The sequence below is a fragment of the Anoxybacteroides voinovskiense genome (assembly GCF_014196205.1).
GTDB classification, from domain to species: domain Bacteria; phylum Bacillota; class Bacilli; order Bacillales; family Anoxybacillaceae; genus Anoxybacteroides; species Anoxybacteroides voinovskiense.
Map to the genome: position 1 here is coordinate 32,973 of NZ_JACIDE010000020.1, position 13,693 is coordinate 46,665.

The 13,693-nt window shown below is 44.7% G+C and carries 14 protein-coding genes, 1 pseudogene and 1 riboswitch; of the genes and pseudogenes, 13 read left to right on the forward strand and 2 right to left on the reverse strand.

The annotated features are described in order from the left end of the window. The first annotated feature begins 144 nt into the window (after positions 1-144). Both GGR02_RS12655 and GGR02_RS12660 read left to right on the forward strand, forming a co-directional pair. Positions 145-1,059 carry a ketopantoate reductase family protein gene (locus GGR02_RS12655; protein WP_183185392.1) on the forward strand — a complete coding sequence of 305 codons (915 nt, stop codon included), beginning with the start codon at positions 145-147 and terminating at the stop codon, positions 1,057-1,059. Positions 1,060-1,185: 126 nt separating this feature from the next. Then, entirely contained in the window at positions 1,186-2,853 is a 1,668-nt protein-coding gene (locus GGR02_RS12660; RefSeq protein WP_183185393.1) for a glycoside hydrolase family 13 protein, read from the forward strand. 39 nt (positions 2,854-2,892) lie between these two features. Here GGR02_RS12660 and GGR02_RS12665 read toward each other — a convergent pair whose 3' ends face one another. Then, on the reverse strand, positions 2,893-4,077 hold the full coding sequence (locus GGR02_RS12665) for a class I SAM-dependent rRNA methyltransferase (RefSeq protein ID WP_183185394.1): 1,185 nt from the start codon (positions 4,075-4,077) through the stop codon (positions 2,893-2,895). Positions 4,078-4,261: 184 nt separating this feature from the next. Then, positions 4,262-4,369, forward strand: a riboswitch (TPP riboswitch). 129 nt (positions 4,370-4,498) lie between these two features. Between GGR02_RS12665 and GGR02_RS12670 the strand changes: the two genes are divergently transcribed. The 10 genes and pseudogenes from GGR02_RS12670 to GGR02_RS12715 form a co-directional block, all read left to right on the forward strand. Then, positions 4,499-5,080 (forward strand): ECF transporter S component, encoded by a 582-nt coding sequence (locus GGR02_RS12670; protein ID WP_183185395.1) that lies wholly within the window; start codon positions 4,499-4,501, stop codon positions 5,078-5,080. Positions 5,081-5,096: 16 nt separating this feature from the next. After that, entirely contained in the window at positions 5,097-6,545 is a 1,449-nt protein-coding gene (locus GGR02_RS12675; protein WP_183185396.1) for an ABC transporter ATP-binding protein, read from the forward strand. Next, complete coding sequence (locus GGR02_RS12680) at positions 6,496-7,311, forward strand: energy-coupling factor transporter transmembrane component T family protein (protein ID WP_229706216.1); 816 nt, start codon at positions 6,496-6,498, stop codon at positions 7,309-7,311. Before GGR02_RS12675 ends, GGR02_RS12680 begins: the two co-directional genes overlap by 50 nt. A gap of 13 nt (positions 7,312-7,324) precedes the next feature. Continuing rightward, complete coding sequence (gene tenI, locus GGR02_RS12685; protein ID WP_183185398.1) at positions 7,325-7,918, forward strand: thiazole tautomerase TenI; 594 nt, start codon at positions 7,325-7,327, stop codon at positions 7,916-7,918. Positions 7,919-7,938: 20 nt separating this feature from the next. Then, on the forward strand, positions 7,939-9,123 hold the full coding sequence (thiO, locus tag GGR02_RS12690) for a glycine oxidase ThiO (RefSeq protein ID WP_183185399.1): 1,185 nt from the start codon (positions 7,939-7,941) through the stop codon (positions 9,121-9,123). A gap of 13 nt (positions 9,124-9,136) precedes the next feature. Further along, positions 9,137-9,340 (forward strand): sulfur carrier protein ThiS, encoded by a 204-nt coding sequence (thiS, locus tag GGR02_RS12695; protein ID WP_183185400.1) that lies wholly within the window; start codon positions 9,137-9,139, stop codon positions 9,338-9,340. Positions 9,341-9,342: 2 nt separating this feature from the next. Beyond that, the gene (locus GGR02_RS12700) at positions 9,343-10,110 is read left to right on the forward strand and encodes a thiazole synthase (RefSeq protein WP_183185401.1); all 768 of its coding nucleotides are present in this window, start codon (positions 9,343-9,345) and stop codon (positions 10,108-10,110) included. Next, the gene (locus tag GGR02_RS12705) at positions 10,107-11,132 is read left to right on the forward strand and encodes a thiazole biosynthesis adenylyltransferase ThiF (RefSeq protein ID WP_183185402.1); all 1,026 of its coding nucleotides are present in this window, start codon (positions 10,107-10,109) and stop codon (positions 11,130-11,132) included. The genes GGR02_RS12700 and GGR02_RS12705 overlap by 4 nt, the downstream gene beginning before the upstream one ends. 295 nt (positions 11,133-11,427) lie before the next feature. Then, positions 11,428-12,690 carry a hemolysin family protein gene (locus GGR02_RS12710; protein ID WP_183185403.1) on the forward strand — a complete coding sequence of 421 codons (1,263 nt, stop codon included), beginning with the start codon at positions 11,428-11,430 and terminating at the stop codon, positions 12,688-12,690. Between the two features lie 18 nt (positions 12,691-12,708). Beyond that, a pseudogene (locus GGR02_RS12715) lies at positions 12,709-12,939 on the forward strand (ectoine/hydroxyectoine ABC transporter ATP-binding protein EhuA); the annotation flags it as partial. 48 nt (positions 12,940-12,987) lie between these two features. On the opposite strand, the gene GGR02_RS12720 reads toward GGR02_RS12715, so the two are convergent. Further along, entirely contained in the window at positions 12,988-13,194 is a 207-nt protein-coding gene (locus tag GGR02_RS12720; protein ID WP_066323157.1) for an alpha/beta-type small acid-soluble spore protein, read from the reverse strand. Between the two features lie 246 nt (positions 13,195-13,440). On the opposite strand from GGR02_RS12720, the gene GGR02_RS12725 reads away from it, so the two are divergent. After that, complete coding sequence (locus GGR02_RS12725; protein ID WP_183185404.1) at positions 13,441-13,683, forward strand: hypothetical protein; 243 nt, start codon at positions 13,441-13,443, stop codon at positions 13,681-13,683. The last annotated feature ends 10 nt before the right edge of the window (positions 13,684-13,693 follow it).

Consider the following 13,693-nt stretch of genomic DNA (forward strand, 5'->3'; position numbering starts at 1 on the left):
AGAGGAATTCTCCCTTTTCTTAATGAGACGGAGATTTTTTCACGCCCCCTGCACGGGCTTTCTCCGATAAGGGGCGAGTTACCCTCCGGTTTATTTTCCATTCAAGTATAGAAATGCAGATTTTAATAAAGAGGGGGAAGAAAAATGCGGGTATTAGTCGTTGGAGCAGGTGCAGTTGGTGGGTATTTTGGCGGGCGGTTAGTGGAAAAAGGAAGGGATGTTACGTTTCTTGTGCGTGAGCGGCGGAGAAAACAGCTAAAGGAAAACGGGCTTGTTATTCGCAGCATTCATGGAGATGCGGTTGTAACACCGAAAACGCTCGTCGCTGGAGAACAAGCAGCGCCGTTTGATGTCGTCGTGTTTTCGAATAAAGCGTATCATTTGCAAGAAGCGATTCGCGATGCTAAGCCATATATCGGAGAGAAAACGATCGTGTTGCCGTTATTAAATGGCATGGCGCATATGGAATGGCTTTGGAAGGAGTTTGGCAAAGAGCGCGTGTTAGGGGGGCTTTGTTTTATCGAAACGACGATGGAGCCAGATGGGACAATCGTTCAGTCAAGCCCGTCTCACGATGTGAAATTCGGGGAATGGTCTGGAGAAGTGACAGAGCGGGTACGAGCGTTGGAAGAATTGTTTTTTGGTTGCAACGCCCGCTTCCGTTTAAGCAAACAAATCGTTACCGATATGTGGCATAAATATTTGTTCATTGCTACCATGTCTGGGGTCACTACATTATTTCACGCACCGATGGGGCCTGTTCGTTCTGGAGAATATGGACAGGAGCTTTTGTTGACGTTGTTGAAAGAGATTGCATCGATTATGCGGGCGCACGGTGCACCGATTGCTGATGATATTGAAGAAACACAGTTGGCACAAATGAACGACATGTCGCCGCACATGAAATCGTCGATGCAGCGCGATATGGAAAAAGGGAACTTAGTAGAAGCAGACCACTTACAGGGGTATTTGCTAACACTGGCTAAGCAATACGGAATTACTGCGCCGTTATTAAAAGCGGTGTACCACCATTTAAAATTGTATGAACAACGGGGCTAAGTTGCTAGTCCCGTTTTCTTTTTAAAATTTTGTGACGAGAAAACTTTTTCTTTCCTGAACGGTTATTGTATATTAAAATGAAGAATAGCATTGAAAGCGTATACGAAAAAAGAGGAGGAAACAGCCGTGAAAAAAACATGGTGGAAAGAAGGCGTCGCCTATCAAATTTATCCGCGAAGCTTTATGGATTCGAATGGAGACGGGATCGGAGACTTGCGCGGCGTTATTTCGAAATTAGATTATTTGCGTGACCTTGGAATCGATATCATATGGATTTGTCCGATTTATAAATCGCCAAACGCAGATAACGGTTATGATATTAGCGACTATCATGCGATTATGGAAGAATTCGGAACGATGGCAGATTTCGATGAGTTGTTAGAAGAAGCCCATGCGCGTGGCATGAAAGTGATTTTAGATCTTGTCATTAATCATACGAGCGATGAACATCCTTGGTTTATTGAATCGCGCTCGTCGAAAGATAATCCGAAGCGCGATTGGTATATTTGGCGTGACGGAAAAAATGGACGCGAGCCGAACAATTGGGAAAGTATTTTTGGTGGGTCGGCTTGGGAATATGATCCGACGACCGATCAATATTATTTACATTTGTTTGCTGTCAAGCAGCCAGATTTAAACTGGGAGAATGACGACGTGCGCCGTGAGCTGTATAAGATGATTAATTGGTGGCTCGATAAAGGAATTGACGGTTTCCGCGTCGATGCGATTTCCCATATTAAGAAAAAGCCAGGGTTGCCGGATTTACCAAATCCAAAAGGATTGCCTTATGTGCCGTCATTTGCTGCCCATATGAACCAAGAAGGGATTATGGATTATTTAAAAGAACTGAAAATGCAAACGTTTGCGCGATACGACATTATGACAGTCGGTGAAGCAAACGGTGTGACGGCAGAAGAAGCAGAAGCATGGGTTGGCGAGGAAGATGGTATTTTTAATATGATTTTTCAATTTGAGCATTTAGGATTGTGGGAAAAAGGAATAGATGGCGGAGTGAATGTGCGGCAGTTAAAGCGCACGCTCACCAAATGGCAAAAAGCGTTAGAAAATAAAGGATGGAACGCACTATTTCTTGAAAATCACGACCAGCCTCGTTCCGTTTCGACGTGGGGGAATGATAAAGAATATTGGAAAGAGAGTGCAAAAGCGTTAGGGTCTCTTTATTTTCTCATGCAAGGAACGCCGTTTATTTATCAAGGGCAAGAAATCGGGATGACGAACGTCCGCTTTGCGACAATTGAAGAATATGACGATGTAGCGATGAAAACTTTTTATCGGCTAGAGCGGGAGAAAGGACGTCCACACGAAGAGATTATGGAAGTTATTTGGAAAAAGGGGCGGGATAACTCGCGCACACCGATGCAATGGTCAAGTGCAGCCAATGCGGGATTTACGACAGGAACGCCTTGGATGGGAGTGAACGAGAACTTTAAAGAAATTAACGTCGAACAACAATTAAATGACGATGACTCTGTGCTTCACTTTTATAAAAAAATGATTCGGCTTCGAAAAGAAAAGGACGTGTTTATTTACGGAACGTATGACTTAATTTTAGAGAAAGATAAGGCGATTTATGCTTATACAAGAACGCTAGGAGCGGACAAAGCGGTCATTATTGTCAATATGACAGCCCAACCGGCGTTTTATCGCTACGACGATCTCAAATTATCGTCTGAACAGTTAGTGCTACAAAACTATGAGGTAAAACCGCATAAAAACGCTACTCGTTTCAAACTAAAGCCGTACGAGGCGCGGGTGTATTTGTTAGAAGGATAAATAAGCGAAAGGATGTCCTGACGAGGGACATCCTTTTTGCTATTTCCGTGAATGCACTTCAAAAATGGCGAATTTTAAATAGTCTCCCTCATCGGCAGCGAGCAGTTTTGGGTGGTCGTAGCCGGCGCCGCTCCAGTGGACGAGGCGTAAAATCTTTTTCGCGTCAAACGCTGCTTCTTCAATCATCGCACGGAATAAATCGGCATGGACGTGGTAGGAGCAGCTGGCGGTGACGAAAAACCCGCCGTCTTTGACAAGTTTTAGCCCATGTAAGTTAATGTCTTTATAACCGCCAAGCGCCTTAGGTACAGCATTTGCCGATTTGGCGAATGCTGGAGGGTCGACAATGACGACGTCCCATTTCTTCCCAGCATGAACCGCTTCACGCAAATAATCAAACGCATTGGCCACGACAAATTCAACGTTCGTAAATCCGTTCAATGCCGCGTTTCGTTTCGCTGTTTCAATCGCATGCTCGGAAATATCAACCGCTGTGACATGTTTGGCTCCATACAAACACGCATTTAACATGAACGAACCGGTATGGGTAAAGCAGTCTAGCACCGTTGTGTCACGGTCAATAAGCGGCTGAATGGCCGCGCGATTTTGCCGCTGATCAAAGAAAAAGCCCGTTTTTTGTCCGTTTTCGATATCGACGATGTAACGAACCCCATTTTCCTCGATCAGTATCTCTGTCTCACATTCCCCGTACCAAAACCCTTTTTCTTGAGGCAGCCCTTCTAGTTCTCGGACATATACATCATTTCGTAAATAGATTGCTTTTGGCTGAAAAACGTCAAGCAATCCTTTTAAAATCCAATCTTTCCGTCTTTCCATTCCGAGCGAAAGAATTTGTACGACGAGCACATCTTCGTATTTATCGACAATTAACCCTGGCAAAAAGTCCGCTTCTCCATAAATCGCGCGGCAAGAACGGACACCTGGAATCATGCGCTCGCGGTACGCCCATGCTTTTCGAATGCGTTCAACGAAAAACGATTCGTTTAATTCGTCTTCTGGATGATGCGTCAAGACGCGCACAATCATTTGCGATTTTGGATTAATATATCCTTTCGCAAGAAAATGCCGCTGATGATTATAAACATTGACAAAGTCGCCCGGTGCAAATTCTCCTTCAATATAATCGACTTCGCTTTGAAAAATCCAAGGATGCCCTTGTTCGAGTCGTTTTTTTCGCTTTCGCTTTAAAAATACGTTTGCCACGTTCTCCACTCCATTACGTATGTATTTGCTTTTTTATCATACATAATTGACCGTCAAGACGCAACGTGAAGGGAAACCGGAATAATCATAGCGGAAAACGAATAGAAATGGAGGAGAAGCAAATGCCTTGACAATAAGAAGGGGCGTGATATGATAAATGTAAACAACCGAATATTTTTTGTTTTGCATCCACTAGGGGGGCCTTTAGATAGGCTGAGACCAAAGTGTGCCTTTGAGACCCTTAGAACCTGATCTGGGTGATACCAGCGTAGGGAAGTGGAATAATACATTCGCTTACTCACGTTTGTAACCACTTTCTTTACGCTCGTAAAGAAGGTGGTTTTTATTTTAGAGGGGGTATTTTATGTAGATGCTTGCGATGATAGAAAGGAAATTTTAACAAAAGGAAGGGAGAAAAACGATGCAAAAAGGACTAAAATTAACCGATATTTTAACAACCGTTGTTATTTCGATTGTATTTGGGATTGTGTATAAGCTGTGGGGACCGTTTTATTATTTTGTGAAACCGTTTGGCCTTCATATCGATCAATTGATTTATGGAATGTGGTTTATCGCCGCAACAGTAGCATTTCTTATCATTCGTAAACCAGGCGTTGCGTTGTTAGCGGAAATTGCTGCTTCTTCTGGCGAGTTTATTATGGGCTCGGAGTGGGGATTAGAAGTATTGCTTTACGGTGTTGTTCAAGGGTTATTTGCCGAAGTGGCGTTTGCAGCATTTCGCTATAAGCGATTCGATGTATTTGTCGTTTCGTTAGCTGCTATCGGCTCTACCATTGGTTCGTTAATTATGGACTTTTATAAAGGATACATTGAAGCGTTAGCGCCGTGGAACTTAGCGTTATTCTTGCTTGCGCGCTTCGTTGGGGCGATTCTCATTTCCGGTGTATTTGCTTCTTCGTTAGTGAAGGCGCTTGAAGCAACGGGGGTAACGCAGCTCGTTCGTTCGGCGTCAAAAGAAGATTTTGATCAGTTAAACCGTTAAAAGGTGGCTTTTTCGTATGTATGTAGCATCGGTTGATGAGTTGCGTCTGAAATTTCCTGGAACGGATACGTTGTTATTTGAAGATGTATCCGTTTCTTTTACAAAGGGCGAAAAAGTGTTGTTGCTCGGTCCGTCGGGATGCGGGAAATCGACGTTATTGCAAGTACTATCTGGAATCATTCCGCATTCGTTAGACGTTCCGATGAAAGTAAACCATATCCGTATCCCCGACAATTGGGGATACGTCTTTCAAGATCCAGATTCGCAATTTTGCATGCCGTTCGTCGACGAGGAAATTGCGTTTGCGTTAGAAAATATCGGTGTGCCGCGCGAGCAAATGAAAGAGAGAATCGAGCAACTGTTGCAAGCGGTTGATTTGCCTGTACCGCCGCATACGAATATTCATACGCTATCAGGCGGGATGAAGCAACGGCTTGCGCTTGCTTCCGTTTTGGCGCTCGAGCCGGATGTCTTATTTCTCGATGAGCCGACAGCGATGCTCGATGACGAAGGAACCGAATTAATTTGGCAAACAATGAAACGAATTGCCCATGATAAGACGGTCATTATCGTCGAGCATAAAATTGAGCGCGTTTTGGATTTTGTTGATCGGATTATTTTGTTTAATGATGCGGGGGAAATTGTGGCAGACGGCGAAGCGTCTATTATTTTTCGCCTTCATAAAGAATTCATTGCCTCCCAAGGTATTTGGTACCCTGGAGTATGGGAAGATTATTTGCAACAAAAGAAGAAACGGGCAACGAACGAGGAACGACAAGCAATCATTCGTTTACATGAATTTCGCGGCTATCGAAAAAAAGAAGTGAAAATTCATGTTCCAAAGGCGCAAGTGCAAAAAGGAGAATGGATTGCGGTTACCGGCAAAAACGGCGCGGGAAAAAGTACGTTTTTGCACGCGCTCATGAAGCTCATTCCAACGAATGGGGAGTATGAAGTGGATGACGAACGGCTAGCGCAGACGAAACAGCTTGCTCGAAAAATCGCGTTCGTCTTTCAAAACCCAGAGTTTCAGTTTGTGACGAATTCGGTATGGGATGAGTTGGCGTATTCGCTTCGACTAGCTAAAAGAGACGAACAAGAAATTACGGAAAAAGTAGAAGAAATGCTAAAGCGGTTTCATTTAGAAGCTCAACGTGCGCAGCACCCGTATCAATTATCGATGGGGCAAAAGCGCCGATTAAGCGTAGCTGCAGCAATCATTGGCGGACAAAAGTTATTGCTACTAGACGAGCCAACGTTTGGACAAGACGCGAAAAATACGTTTGCTTTACTAGAGCTGCTCGAATCGTATCGGGAGCAAGGGACAACGATCATTATGGTTACCCATGACGAACAAATTGTCAAACATTTTGCGACGCGCAGATGGGTTATTGAAAACGGGCAACTCGTTCGCGATGAGCCGGTCATACAGGAAGAAAGGGGAAGGCGCTGTGAGATTGGATAGTTATCGGGAAACGTGGCTGCATCGAACGAATCCGAGCGTAAAGCTTTTAGTTATGATCGGCGTTTTTTTCGTTGTGTTGTTTTTGCACAATCCAAATGTGCTCATCAATTTATCGGTCGGGTTGCTTCTTTTATTTTTCCTTTATACGGGCTATCCAATGAAATATTTAGTGCTTTTCTTCTTGCCGTTTTTCGTTATTTTCGTTTCAACCGCTTCGTCGATGACGTTCTTCGGGCAAGGAACGACGACGTGGGTGCGATGGGGGCTTGTTCATATCACAAAAGAAAGCTTTTTCCGCGGCATGCATCTTGGGTTTCGCGCCTTATCGTTTGCGCTCCTCGGCTTAATTTTTTCGTTAACGACAAGACCAGTGTATTTATTTTACTCGTTAATGCAGCAGTTAAAGGTAAAGCCGAAATATGCGTATAGCTTTTTGGCAGGCGTTCGATTAATCCCGATGATGATTGAGGAATTTCAAACGGTACAAAATGCCCTTAAAGTGCGTGGAGCAGATGGTGGTGGAATCGTAAACAAAATGAAACGGTATGCGGTGCCGCTTTTATCTCAAAGCATTCGTCGAGCGCAGCGCATTGCCGTAGCAATGGAAGCGAAACGGTTCTCGGATGCTAAAAACCGGACGTTTTACTATCAGATCGGGGTTAGCCGCTATGACGTTATTTTTTTCGTGTGGATGATTGGACTTATTGGGCTGTCGTATTATATGGCAACGGTTTTTCCGTATTTTCCGGTAACCGATGTCCGCTAGCGGGGGAAGCAAAATGAAAAAACAGTTTCACGTGATTTCGACAGGGAGGCAGTCAACGGAGCAAGTGGTGGCGATTGCTTCACAGATCCATCCATATGTGGATGCCATTCATCTTCGCGAGAAAACGAAAACGGCAAAAGAGCTTGCAGAAATGATGGAAGAACTTCTTTTCCATGGCGTGCCAAAAGAAAAACTTGTCGTAAACGATCGCGTCGATGTCGCTATTGTCTATGGGGTGAAAGTACAGCTTGCGTTTCATAGTTTGTCTGTTCGGCAAGTAAAGGAATGCTTCCCGTCGCTTTCTGTTGGCTGTTCCGTTCATTCGCAGGATGAAGCAAAAGAAGCGGAAGATGGCGGTGCAGATTACTGTATATATGGGCACGTGTTTCCGACAGCATCGAAACGAGGAGTTCCGCCAAGAGGGATAGAAGCATTGGCGCAAATCGTGGGTGCAGTGCGCATTCCTGTTATTGCGATTGGTGGCATTCAGCCGCATCACGTGCCGAGCGTATGGGAAGCAGGTGCAGCTGGCATTGCTGTAATGTCAGGGGTATTTTGCGCAGAAGATCCGCTTCGAGAAGTGAAACGCTACAGACAAATGTTTTAGAAAAGGGAGAGGGATGAAAGATGATTGGCAGTCATTACGATGTCGCCATTATTGGCGGTGGGATTATTGGGGGATCCATCGCCTTTCAATTGGCGAAGCGAAACGCGCGAGTTATTGTATTAGAAAAAGGACGAATCGCAAATGAAGCTTCTAGCGCAGCAGCGGGCATGTTAGGTGCACAGTCGGAATTTTCCAACGACCATCCACTCCTTTCGAACGAGTCATATCCGTGCCAAAAATGTCCTTCGACTCCTTGTTTTCTGCCGTTTGCGCTAAAAGGTCGGGAGATGATTGTTTCGCTTGCAGAAGAATTAAAAGAATTGACCGGCATTGATATCGGTCTTGTGCAAAAAGGGATTTTGAAAATTGCGTTGACAGAAGAAGAGCGTGAAGCGCTACAGCGAAATGATGAGTTTTGGAAGCGAATGGAACAACCTGCACAATGGCTATCAAGCGATGAAGTAGCGGATGTTGAGCCGAATGTCACAAAAAACTTGCGCGGCGCACTATATTTGCCGAACGACGGGCAAGTAGGCGCACCAGATTTGTCGCATGCGTTTGCAAATGCATCGCTCGTGTATGGAGCAGAATGGCGCGAGTTCACAGAAGTATTCGATATCACAAAAGACGGAACAAGCTATCGGTTGCATACAAATAACGGAGTCGTTCATGCAGGTGCGGTCGTTGTTGCTGCAGGTGCATGGTCAGCACGCTTGTTAGAAAAAACCGGAATCTCACTTTCGATGTATCCGGTAAAAGGTGAATGCGTGCTTGTCAAAATCGAAAAACCGCTGATTCAAGCAACGATTTTTGCGAAAAATGGCTGTTATATTGTGCCAAAACGAGGGAATCGTTTATTAATTGGGGCGACGTCGACGCCACATACGTTTGACAAAAAAGTAACCGTCGAAGGAATGATGAGTTTATTAGAGCGGGCGCAACAGTTGCTTCCGGACATTCGCACAGCTGAATGGGAACGAGCGTGGGCAGGCATTCGTCCGCAAACTGGGGACGGAGTACCGTACATTGGCGAGCATCCACATTATCCAAACATTTGGATTGCGACCGGCCATTACCGCAACGGTATTTTGCTAAGCCCGATTACTGGGGGAATCGTCGCTGATTTAGTAGAAGGAAAGGGAAGTGGTGAATTTGACCTCGCCCCGTTTTCGCTGACACGACATCAGGCGACATATACGACGTAAAGGTGGGAAAGCGATGAAGTTAATTATCAATGGCGAAGCAATCGACGTACCGGAGCGTATTCGAACGGTTGCTGATTTGCTTGAGCATTTTCAGTTAAATAAAAAAATTGCCATTGTGGAAGTGAATGCATGTATTCTGCAAAAAGAGCAATATGCCACAGCAACATTAAATAGCGGCGATCGCGTCGAAATCGTTCATTTTGTAGGAGGCGGATAATAATGTTAAAAATTGGACCTTACGAATTTCACTCTCGATTGTTATTAGGAACAGGAAAATATCCGAATTTTGCGATTCAAAAAGAAGCGGTGGAAGTATCGGGGGCGGAAATTTTAACGTTTGCGGTGCGCCGGATGAATATTTTTTCCCCCGAGCAACCGAACTTTTTAGAACAGCTTGATGTAACAAAATATAAACTCCTTCCGAATACAGCTGGGGCGAAAACAGCGGAAGAGGCAGTACGCATCGCGCGGCTCGCCAAAGCATCGGGATTATGTGATATGATTAAAGTAGAAGTAATCGGTTGCGATAAAACGTTGCTTCCAGACCCAGTAGAAACGTTGAAGGCGACGGAAATGTTATTAGAGGAAGGATTCATTGTCTTGCCGTATACGTCCGATGATGTGGTTCTTGCGAAACGATTACAAGACTTAGGATGCCACGCGATTATGCCAGGAGCTTCCCCGATCGGCACTGGCCAAGGAATTATTAACCCGTTAAATTTAAGTTTTATTATCGAGCAAGCGACTGTACCGGTCATTGTCGATGCGGGAATTGGCAGCCCAGCCGATGCGGCGTTGGCAATGGAATTAGGAGCAGACGGCGTGTTATTAAATACAGCAGTCGCCGGCGCTTCGGATCCGGTGAAAATGGCAAAAGCGATGAAGCTAGCCATTGAAGCAGGTCGTCTCGGATATGAGGCAGGAAGAATTCCGAAAAAACGATACGCAACCGCAAGCAGCCCAATGGAAGGAATGAGTACTGTTTGAACGAACGTTATTCACGGCAAGAGCTGTTTCGACCGATTGGAAAAGAAGGACAAGCAACTATTTCTGCTAAACATGTGTTAATTGTCGGCGCTGGGGCGCTCGGCACCGGAAATGCGGAGGCGCTTGTTCGTGCCGGAATTGGGAAACTAACAATCATTGACCGCGACTATGTCGAATGGAGCAACTTGCAGCGCCAACAGCTATATAGCGAAGAAGACGCGAAAGCGCGGCTGCCGAAAGCGGTTGCCGCGAAGCAGCGGCTAGTACAAGTTAATTCTGAAGTTGAGATGGAAGCGGTTGTTGGCGATGCAAATGTGGAGGAATTGGAGCGGTTAGCGACAGAAGCAAGACCAGATGTGATTATCGATGCGACAGACAATTTTGAAACGCGCATGATAATCAATGATATTTCGTGCAAATACGGCATTCCGTGGATTTACGGTGCTTGCGTAGGAAGTTACGGCATTAGTTATGCTTTTCTCCCAGGGAAAACGCCGTGCTTACATTGTTTGCTCGAAACGGTGCCAATCGGCGGATTAACGTGTGATACAGCAGGGATTATTAGTCCGGCAGTACAAATGGTGGTCGCTTATCAAGTGACGGAAGCGTTAAAACTGCTCGTTGGCGATGAAGCATCATTGCGGGGCAAGCTCGTTTCGTTTGATTTATGGAACAATCAATATGCGTCTATTCGCGTCGATCAAGTGAAAAAAGACGATTGCCCGTCTTGTGGGGGAAACCCGACGTATCCATACTTATCGTATGAGATGCAAACGAAAACTGCGGTATTGTGCGGACGAAATTCGGTGCAAATACGTCCTGCAGGGAAGCGGGAATACGACTTAGCGAAGCTTGCGGAATTGTTTTCTGACCAAGGATTTTCTGTAGATAGCAATCCATATCTCGTTTCTGTTTCACTTCCTTCGCATCGTCTCGTCATATTTCGCGATGGACGGGCGCTCGTTCATGGAACGAAAGATATACAGGAAGCGAAGGCGATTTACCATCGGTATTTAGGATAGATTGTCAAAAAATTGTACGATTTACACAGTGGGTTGCGCGATGTTTTATGCTAAGGTATTGATGGGGGAATTCTTTCTACATAATGGGAGGCTAAAAAATGGAAGATCTATCAATTACCTTAAATATCGCATCATTGTTAACGCTCGTGTTTGTGATTGGCGCAACATTGTTCGATTCGTGAAAACTGCGGCGAGATGTCCGCAGTTTTTTGCATTTATTGTTTAGGTGATAGGAATTTTGTGAAAAATTTGATATGATAATACAAAAGTAGCGGTTTAGGAGTGTGACGATTCATTGGGAGAATTGCCTCTGATTTTCAGTTTGCTTCTTTTTTTCATTGCGTTGTCGGCGTTTTTTTCTTCGGCAGAAGCAGCTTTTTCTGCAGTGAACAAAATGCGGCTAAAGCACGATGCAGGCGAACAAGTAGACGATAGCAGGCGAACATTTTATATTGCGGATCATTTAGAAGAAGTGATGCTAACAGCAGTTGTGGCAAATCATTTTGCCAAAATGGTGGCGGTAGTGCTTTCCGTGAAAATAGCTGGCACTTTGTTCGGTGAAGCGGTTAGTCTATGGATTGGTGCGCTCGTCATAACGGTGCTACTCCTTATTTTTAGTGAGATTGTGCCGAAAACGATTGCCGAAGAGCATGCAGAATCCGTAGCGCTAAAATATGCTGGCATCATGTATGTACTAATGAAAGCAATGTTTCCGCTGACTTGGTTGTTTGCTCGATTGAAAGGGAAGCTAGTGAGGCGGTTGACAGATGGGATGATAAGCCCTTCGATGACGGAAGAAGAAATTAAAGAAATGATTGACTTAAGTGAAGAAGAAGGCGTGATTGATAATAAAGAGAAGGAGTTAGTGCATCGGTCGCTTGATTTTAATGATATTTTAGTCGGGGAGATTTTTACCCCGCGCATTGACATGATTGCTGTGGAAGTGAATGATTCCGTCGAAAAAATTCGCGACGTTTTTTTACAGGAGCGCTATTCGCGTGTGCCGGTGTATGAAGACGATATTGACCATGTTATTGGCATTTTATCCGAGAGCGATTTTTTAAGTCAACTTGTGCAGCAAAAAGAAGTGAATATTCGCGCGCTATTGCGCAAGCCGCTGTTTGTCGTTGAATCGATGAAAATCGCGGATTTGTTGCCGGCTTTGCAAAAGAGCAAAGTACATATGGCGATTGTTGTCGATGAGTTTGGTGGGACGGCAGGGCTAATTACTCTTGAAGACATTATCGAGCAAATTGTTGGGGAAATATGGGATGAGCATGATGATGCTATTAAAGTCATTCAACAGATTGATGACTATAGCTATGAAATGAACGCAGAATTGCCGCTTGATGAGTTTTGTGAGTTTATGAAAATTGACGAGCCAGAAAGTTCTTCTCATACGTTAGGGGGATGGGTGTTTGAGATGTTAGAGCGCATCCCGACCGGCGGGGAGACGGTGCAATACGGACCGCTGACGTTAACGGTTCGGCAAGTCGAAAACCGAAGAATTCGCAAAGTGCTCGTTTCATTGAATGAACCGATTGCGGAGGAAGTGTAAAGATGTCCGATGAGGGCATCCGCGCTTGATCCGGAACTGGTGGGCGAAGTATTAAAGGTAATGAAAGATGTAGCAAATGAAGGAATGACGATGGTTGTCGTCACACATGAAATGCGGTTTGCCAAAGAAGTAGCAGATGAAGTGATTTTTATGGACAAAGGGATTGTCGTAGAACGAGGAACTCCTAGCCAGCTGTTTGAACGTCCACAACATGAACGAACAAAGCAGTTTTTGCAGCTGATTCAATAACGCCCTAGGCGATTGCCTAGGGCGTTTTTTGCCATGTATATGCAATTGTTAGCGTGCGCTATATTGGCCGCCGAGTTGTTGTTGCGCCATTGACACTAGACGTTTCGTAATTTCTCCGCCAACAGAACCGTTTGCGCGAGAAGTAGTGTCTGCGCCAAGGCTTACGCCAAATTCTTGAGCAATTTCGTATTTCATTTGGTCAATCGCTTGTTGAGCACCAGCAACTAATACTTGATTGTTCGTTGTTCTTGCCATGTGGAATCATCTCCTTATTTTTCGTTTTAAAGCTTTAATGGCTGGGTTGGCTGGATTTGCACCAGCGCACACGCCCTTTTCAGGCATGCTGCCAAACTTGGCTGAACCCAATGGCTATTTTTGTAGTAGTAGTTTGAAACATTTTTGTTTTCTTATACTTTTTCACTCATAGTAATTTTTGGTATTTTATACTCGCGGAAGTTTGGGAATAGTAAAAATAAGGCAGTTTTCAACAGGAGGATGACAATGACAATTTGCCCGCTTTGTAACGGTCTTCGAGCATTTTACTTTTTTTGTCCCCGTTGTCAAACGGAGATGGAGGATCAAGGAAAGGTGACGGATTACTTTGACGACTATAGCCCGTATATGGAAATCGATGTAATGAAACAAGTGGACGGATATCCAATGACGCGGCGAAATCATGAATGTGTGCACTTATTTTATTGTCCATATTGCCAAAATGAAGAGGTTCGATTTATAAAAGAGTAGCCCATGCTAA

What these genes read in the sequence shown, in the direction of transcription:
- GGR02_RS12655 (WP_183185392.1), top strand. Translation starts at nt 145, where the DNA reads ATGCGGGTATTAGTCGTTGGAGCAGGTGCAGTTGGTGGGTATTTTGGC.
- GGR02_RS12670 (WP_183185395.1), top strand. Translation starts at nt 4,499, where the DNA reads ATGCAAAAAGGACTAAAATTAACCGATATTTTAACAACCGTTGTTATT.
- GGR02_RS12675 (WP_183185396.1), top strand. Translation starts at nt 5,097, where the DNA reads ATGTATGTAGCATCGGTTGATGAGTTGCGTCTGAAATTTCCTGGAACG.
- GGR02_RS12680 (WP_229706216.1), top strand. Translation starts at nt 6,496, where the DNA reads ATGAGCCGGTCATACAGGAAGAAAGGGGAAGGCGCTGTGAGATTGGAT.
- tenI (WP_183185398.1), top strand. Translation starts at nt 7,325, where the DNA reads ATGAAAAAACAGTTTCACGTGATTTCGACAGGGAGGCAGTCAACGGAG.
- thiO (WP_183185399.1), top strand. Translation starts at nt 7,939, where the DNA reads ATGATTGGCAGTCATTACGATGTCGCCATTATTGGCGGTGGGATTATT.
- thiS (WP_183185400.1), top strand. Translation starts at nt 9,137, where the DNA reads ATGAAGTTAATTATCAATGGCGAAGCAATCGACGTACCGGAGCGTATT.
- GGR02_RS12700 (WP_183185401.1), top strand. Translation starts at nt 9,343, where the DNA reads ATGTTAAAAATTGGACCTTACGAATTTCACTCTCGATTGTTATTAGGA.
- GGR02_RS12720 (WP_066323157.1), bottom strand. Translation starts at nt 13,194, where the DNA reads ATGGCAAGAACAACGAACAATCAAGTATTAGTTGCTGGTGCTCAACAA.
- GGR02_RS12725 (WP_183185404.1), top strand. Translation starts at nt 13,441, where the DNA reads ATGACAATTTGCCCGCTTTGTAACGGTCTTCGAGCATTTTACTTTTTT.